A 6,683-nucleotide genomic window follows, 5' to 3' on the forward strand; every position below is an offset into this window, starting at 1 on the left:
TGGTCGACTAAATTTTACCAAAAGTGAGTCTCTTTTTGAGTTGAAACGAAGAAAAAGTGTTAGTAGAAAATCGCCTTCGATTTTCCACCAACACAAAATATTATAGAACCAACTATTTTAGTAAATAAAAAAGTACTGGAAGTTTTGTGATCAACAATCACATCACAAAAAAGGGTGAAAAAACATTTCTTTTTATAATGCAACTCATTTATTGAAACCTTTTTGAAAAAGTTTATACAAGCTAAATATATCTTTATTAGTTTAAAAAATACAATTAATATGATGAAGATTTATTATATTGATTTAATTTTAACATAATTAAACTAGTTGTTAATACTAATAGTAAGTCAAAAGAAAAGTCTATTAATGTAGTAACACTGATCAGAATTGAGAGACTTGTTACATTATTAGTGTAGAAAGACAAGATTAATATTTTATAAATAATTCCTATTAAATAAATATAAAGTAGGCAACAAATATTTATAATAGTAATTTTTTTAAAAGAAGAGTAGATACCATTATTAAATTTATTTGAGATGAACGATTGTATAATAGGTAAAGTCACAAAGGCTAGCAAGAAACCAAAAGTTGGCTTGAAAATATATGCATATCCACCACCGCTTGCAAATATCGGAAGACCTATTATTCCTAGAATTAAGTAGCTACAGGTTACGATCAGACCGTTTTTCATACCTAATGTAGGATAAATGAGATAAACAGTAATAATCTGTAAAGATAAATAATCAAATAAAGGTAAAGGAATAACAAGTCTAGCTGTAATAATTAACAGCGCCAACATTAATGACATTCGCGCAATCATTTGACTCTTTCTATACATTTAAATGCCACTCCCTAATTAAATTTTGTTTTTCTTTTTCTGATTTCAAAACATACTTTAAATTTTTTAGATAAGGAATTTTACCAATCTGAGGAATACAAGTATTATTAGTAATATATTCAAACAATTCAGTAGAATAATTTCTAGAATCTGTATTATTGTAAATCAATCCCAAAATTTCTATATTCTTGCTTTCTAAAAGATGGATAGTTAGTAAAGTATGATTGATTGAGCCTAAGTAATTATCTACAACTAAGATAATTGGAAGTTTTAATAATTTTACAAAATCTAACATTGTTTCTTTATCGTTGATAGGAGATAAAATTCCACCAGCTAATTCAAATATTTTAGGTCGATTTTCACTTAGTAGAGATTTTGATTGATCTAACAAGGATTGTAAGTCAATTTTTTGATTTGTTAAATTCCCTGCAGTATGTAGTGAGGCTTCGATATCTAATGAATAGAAATTAAAAATGTTTTTTTGAGGTATATCACACTGTTGATAAAAAATAGTATCAAGCTCTTGTCCTGTTTGCATTGGCTTTACAATAATTGGATTAACTGAAAAATAGAGTTTCAGATATTCATAAATTAAAATACTGGCTACTGATTTACCACAATTTGTATCTATTCCACAAATCACCATACTAATATTCATTATAATTCCCCCTCTACGATAAGTTCTAACTCTTTTAATAATTGATAGTCTTCTGTGATATCCGCGCCTTTTTCTGTTAAATAGTTTCCTAAAAATATAGAATCTACAATTAAAATAGCAAATTGCTGAAGACTTCCTAAATGAAATTCTCTACCAGCACTTATTCTAATTTCTGTTTTTGGAAACAATAGTCTAAGCATTATTAGAATTTTTAGACATTTTATTGGGGTTAGTTCATTATATTTTTCAAGTTTGGTTCCTTTAATGGGTAATAAAAAATTTACAGGAATTGAAAAAGGCTCTTGTTCTTTTAATTCAAAAGCTAAATCGACTAATTGTGTATCAGTTTCTCCCATTCCACATATAAAGCCAGAGCAGATATTTATGTCAAAAGCTTTTATTTTTTTTAGCGTATTTAGACGATCGTCATAGGAATGAGTAGTAGTTATATTAGGATAGTTCTCCCTACTAGTATTTAAATTATGATTTAATCTATCAATTCCGCATTTTTTTAAGTATTTTATCTGATTATCTGTGATTAATCCAATAGATAAACAAATCTCGATATCCATAATGCGCTTAATTTCTTTAATTGTTTCGCCGAGATCTAATACTTCTTTTTGAGTAGGTCTAGTTCCACTTAGAGCAATACAAAAAACACTTGAATTATTCTTTTTTGCTATCAATGCTTTACGTATAATCTCATCTTGGGGTAAAAGACTGTATTTTTGAATAGTTGCTTTACTTTTTTTAGATTGGGCGCAGTAACCACAATCTTCATTACATAATCCACTTTTAGCATTTAGAAGTGTATTTAACCTTATTTTATTTTTCATATTTTTAGTTTTAATATATAGGGCTTGCGAATAGTAAAACCAAATATTTTCTTTCGAACTTAAAATTTCTAAACAGTCAGATTTTGTCATTTTTGTATTAATAGTATTCATCATGATAGTAATTCTCCTTATAAATGGTTAACCAATTATATTACATAGGTTGACGAAAGTGAAGGGGAAATTACTAATAATATTTAAAAATTTGTTAACAAAGGATAAACTTATTAGTTTAGGAATACAGTTAAAATGAAAACATTTGGAAAGCTGTATATTCTTTAATTAAAAAATTATGTTAGTTTTATCTTTTCTTTATCAACAGTTACTAGCGTTCAAAAAATTAGTTTTTGCCAATTGTTACCTACCTAAAAAGACATTTATCTAAGAGTTTTAGGAGATGAATATGTCCTTTTTCCCTTAATTAATCATATTTATCAGCTAAAGGTCAAACAGCATTTGATAGAGCATACTTAAACGGAATAATAGAACATTTGCAAAAAATTAAAATGATAATTAATAACGAACGTTCATGTTGAAATTAAGTATTATATGTTTTATTATATACTAGCTATAAAATCTATTACATTTTTATAGTTTATATAAAATGCACGTTCATTTTATTCTTATGCTGTTAAAATAATTTTAGGAATTTAAGGAGGAAAATATGTTTTTTACTGGTAAAGAAAAGAAACTAAAATTTGCTATTAAAAAGAAACACGGAGGCGGTGGAGCAGCATCAGTAATTATCGGATGTATCTTTTTCGGAAGTATTGCGTTTGGTGGGACAACATTAGCTTACGCTGATGAAGTGCATAATAGTACAAATCAGGCTATACAAGATTCTGGTAGTACAATTATTGGAGAAAATGATTCTTCTACCAAATCAACTGAGTATAAAATGATTCATGAAATTGATGGAACTAAAATTAGTAACGGTGAAAATAGTAAAAAACACCTACAAGTTCAGGAACTATACTGGCTGAGGAAGCAATAGAAAGTTCAAATCAAAAAAATTCAAAGACAAGTGAAGTCGAACAGGATCTTCATAAAGATGTATCAGGATCTGAATCAATAAAACAAGTAGAATCTTCTGATTCTATAAAAAAATCTGAAGAATCAGCCGTTAAAACATTAAATCTGGATGATTCACAAGAGAATACTAATTTAATAACTACCAAGGCAGAAAATGATGCGCTATCTACAGTTAATGATGAAAAAGTATTAAATGAAAGTGATAGTACTATCAAATCAATTCCTTCGGAAACAGAGAATGTCGATAATAATAGTAAAAGTGATAATAGGGACTTAGTAGAAAACTCAGTGGAAACTACTAAGGAAATAATGAAAGAGGCTGATAAAACTGAAATAGCTAAAAGGAATGACAATATCTCTGTATTGAATGCTGGAACTGAATCATTTAATGATAGTGATAAAATAAGAAGATCTAAAAGAGATAATGAATCTCCTGTTCCAAGTTTGAGTATTCAAATGCCAGTCACAAAAGAGATTTACGAAAATGATAGTACTATTAAAGGAAAGTCTGAACCAGGAGTAACGATAAAAATTTATAAAAATGGTATTGAACTGGGGTCTATTAAAGCAGACGATGATGGAAATTTTGAATATCCTCTAGAATCACAAGCTAGCAAAAGTGATAACTACTCTTTCGTTGCGGAAAAAGATGGAGCGAAAAGTATAGAGAGCTTTGTAAAAGTAGTAGAAAATAAAGAAATAGTAGGTAATCAACGAGATGCGTATACTCCATATGGATTTGGTATATATAATCGAGGTTTAGTTACTACTGATGATGGAAAGAAACATTATAAAGTTGATATGGAGGGAAATTTAGCATCTGAAGCGTACTTTGATCTTGCAGGCGGAACAATGTACTATTCAATTGATGAAAAATTTGCACCATATGTTGAAAAAATAGTTCTAGATGGTAAAACAATTATTTCTAAAAATCCGTATGAATTGCCCAATAAAACCAATATTTGGTCTTCTGGTATTCTTAGTACAGATAAAAGAGGAGGATTGGTTCGTGCTGCTTTAGTGGGTCGTACTAACGGAACAATAGATATTTATTTTAAAGATGATACTCCTCAAGAAGTTCTCAATAGTGAAATACCTTTCCAAGTTTGGGCTAGATTTAAAGAGAAAAAAGAGGGAGTAAAAAATGATCTAATTTCTGATTTTGATCTAAATATTTTACTTCAAAACAATAAATTAATATTAAGTAAAGATACCTTTTTCAAAGATGAAGATATTGTCAATAATAATGGTCCTAAAATTAGTTCTAATTTTAACTATACCAATAATACTATTGATATTAATTATGGAGTAAATACCGGTAATTATGGCTTAACGATAGGGAAACGTAGTCCTTATAACTTGCATATTAATACAGGGAAAGAATTAAGTGATTTAGTTGATACGATAAAGATTGACAATAAAAATTATGAGTTCGAAAAACTTCCTGATGGTTCGTTAGTGATTAAAGATATATACAAAAAGGGAATTTTAGGTGGTGCATTACTTAATCGCCAAGAGATTACAATCAGTTTAGGATTAATAGCGAAAAAAAATCTGGGCGATCTCATTGATTTCAAACAAGAATTATTAAAACTTGATGTATCTATTAGAGATAATACAACCTTTAAGCTAGTAAAAGGAGAAGCTACAGAAGCTATCCGTAAAATAGATTCCTCATTCGATACATTTAAACAGGAATTAACGAAATGGATTGAAAAAAGAGATAGTAATCCACAGGAACCTATAACTATTAATTCTGAAGACAATACTTCTATAGTGGATCCTAAAGAGATGGTTGAATTTGCAGTAAAAAATCCAACCATAGAAAATATTAATAAAGCACGTAGTTTGGTTTCTAAAATGTGGCTTTGGGACAAAAACAAATATAATCCAGTTCTTAATGCTGCTGAAGAAGTAAACAGATATCTTTCAACTACGTTAAATGGTTCATCAAATGATGATGGCTTGATATTAAATAATACTCATGCGGCAACTTTCGTTAAATTAATTGATACGGATAAAGATGGGATACTTGATAGATACGAAGCAAACATGGGAATTGGAACCAACTACATAAATGCTGATTCTGATGGTGATGGAAAAAGTGACGGATTTGAAATTTTTAATGATACTGATCCTTTGGTGAGTCCGTACGATTGGTTTGATAAAAATGGAGAAAAAATAAAAATAGTAACCACCGATACTGATACGATAATAGGACAAACTGTCAATGATGGTTCTAGTTTTAATGAAGATATAACGGTATTTGCTCAATGGGAAAAAGAATCTAACCTAGCTGGAGAAGTACATGCTCCACAAGGTCCTATTGAAGAAGGTAAAAGTATTGTTCTAAATAATGTAGTACAGTCCAATAAATCAGGGTCTGTAATTGTAACTGGAGAACTTCCAAAAGGGCTCGTTGGGTTATCTATAAATGAAACAGGTAATCTAATTGGTACTCCACTTATCAATGACTGGATTGATGGAGAAAATAGTCGGGAAGTAAAGATTCCAGTTACAATTAGTAATGGTGTCGAAACGGTTATGGTGGAAGTTCCATTAACGATCCTGCATGATACTCGAGCGGCAGACGCAGTGAAAGCGGCGGAAGACGCAAGCAAAGCTGGAGCAGATAAGAAAGCTGAAGTGGAAACCGACGGTTTAGTGACTCCAGAGGAAAAAGCGGCAGTGGATGGCTTGAATGACACGACTACCGCGAAGAAAGAAGACGCAAGCAAGTTAGTGGATGCCTTGCCAGAAATAAAACAGTCTTCATTTATGCCGTTTGAAAAAATATTTTTGATTACAAATGATTACTCACAGTTTCCTAAAACTGGTGAAAAATCTGATTCTATTTTAACCATTTATGGAGGTTTACTATTCTTAAGTAGTATAGGATTATTAGGAATAAAAAAAAGAAAAAATAATACGAATTAAGTTTGTCTGTATCCTTCTTTAAGAAAGGATAGGTATATAAATTTTATCAATAAAAAGCTGACTATTTGTTAAATAGAGTTGATAAAATGATAATAAAAGATCATCTAATGTAGGATTTCTCTTTTCTACTTTAGATGATCTTTTTATTTAGGCTCTTCGTCAAATCGTGTTGGTGAAGACAAATTTGAATAAAACTTAGTCCGATATGCGGCGCGTTCTGTGCGCCGCATATTTTTTTAGTTTTCAAAGATCAGACCTTGTTGTAAATAGATCTGTGCCCGAAAGTTATAAAAGTTGCGATAACCAAACGCAATTCGTTTAATCAGCTTGATCTTGTTATTCAGCCCCTCAGTGACGCCGTTTGAGTGGGACACCTTAAAGGCAT

General features: G+C 29.9%; 6 protein-coding genes. 2 read left to right on the forward strand and 4 right to left on the reverse strand.

From position 1 onward, the window contains the following. Window positions 1-274: 274 nt before the first annotated feature. The 3 genes from ACTFWY_RS17330 to bioB are packed head-to-tail and all read right to left on the reverse strand — an operon-like array spanning window position 275 to window position 2,446. Window positions 275-838, reverse strand: coding sequence for a biotin transporter BioY (locus ACTFWY_RS17330; protein ID WP_010709177.1), 564 nt, complete (start codon window positions 836-838; stop codon window positions 275-277). After that, window positions 831-1,496 carry a dethiobiotin synthase gene (gene bioD, locus ACTFWY_RS17335; RefSeq protein WP_016250321.1) on the reverse strand — a complete coding sequence of 222 codons (666 nt, stop codon included), beginning with the start codon at window positions 1,494-1,496 and terminating at the stop codon, window positions 831-833. Before bioD ends, ACTFWY_RS17330 begins: the two co-directional genes overlap by 8 nt. Next, the gene (gene bioB, locus ACTFWY_RS17340) at window positions 1,496-2,446 is read right to left on the reverse strand and encodes a biotin synthase BioB (protein ID WP_010709179.1); all 951 of its coding nucleotides are present in this window, start codon (window positions 2,444-2,446) and stop codon (window positions 1,496-1,498) included. The genes bioD and bioB overlap by 1 nt, the downstream gene beginning before the upstream one ends. Before the next feature lie 547 nt (window positions 2,447-2,993). Between bioB and ACTFWY_RS17345 the strand changes: the two genes are divergently transcribed. Both ACTFWY_RS17345 and ACTFWY_RS17350 read left to right on the forward strand, forming a co-directional pair. Beyond that, entirely contained in the window at window positions 2,994-3,323 is a 330-nt protein-coding gene (locus ACTFWY_RS17345; protein ID WP_010709180.1) for a hypothetical protein, read from the forward strand. A 326-nt stretch (window positions 3,324-3,649) separates the two neighbouring features. Beyond that, on the forward strand, window positions 3,650-6,298 hold the full coding sequence (locus tag ACTFWY_RS17350) for a GA-like domain-containing protein (protein ID WP_281957549.1): 2,649 nt from the start codon (window positions 3,650-3,652) through the stop codon (window positions 6,296-6,298). Window positions 6,299-6,534: 236 nt separating this feature from the next. Here the strand turns inward: ACTFWY_RS17350 and ACTFWY_RS17355 are convergent. Next, window positions 6,535-6,683, reverse strand: a 149-nt coding sequence (locus tag ACTFWY_RS17355) for a transposase (protein WP_439939967.1), incomplete at its 5' end; no start/stop codon positions are given.

The organism is Enterococcus sp. 125944 (assembly GCF_051909435.1).
Classification (GTDB): Bacteria; Bacillota; Bacilli; order Lactobacillales; family Enterococcaceae; genus Enterococcus_D; species Enterococcus_D gallinarum.

Coding starts and splice junctions, on each gene's coding strand:
- ACTFWY_RS17330 (WP_010709177.1), bottom strand. CDS start 838: ATGTATAGAAAGAGTCAAATGATTGCGCGAATGTCATTAATGTTGGCG.
- bioB (WP_010709179.1), bottom strand. CDS start 2,446: ATGATGAATACTATTAATACAAAAATGACAAAATCTGACTGTTTAGAA.
- ACTFWY_RS17345 (WP_010709180.1), top strand. CDS start 2,994: ATGTTTTTTACTGGTAAAGAAAAGAAACTAAAATTTGCTATTAAAAAG.
- bioD (WP_016250321.1), bottom strand. CDS start 1,496: ATGAATATTAGTATGGTGATTTGTGGAATAGATACAAATTGTGGTAAA.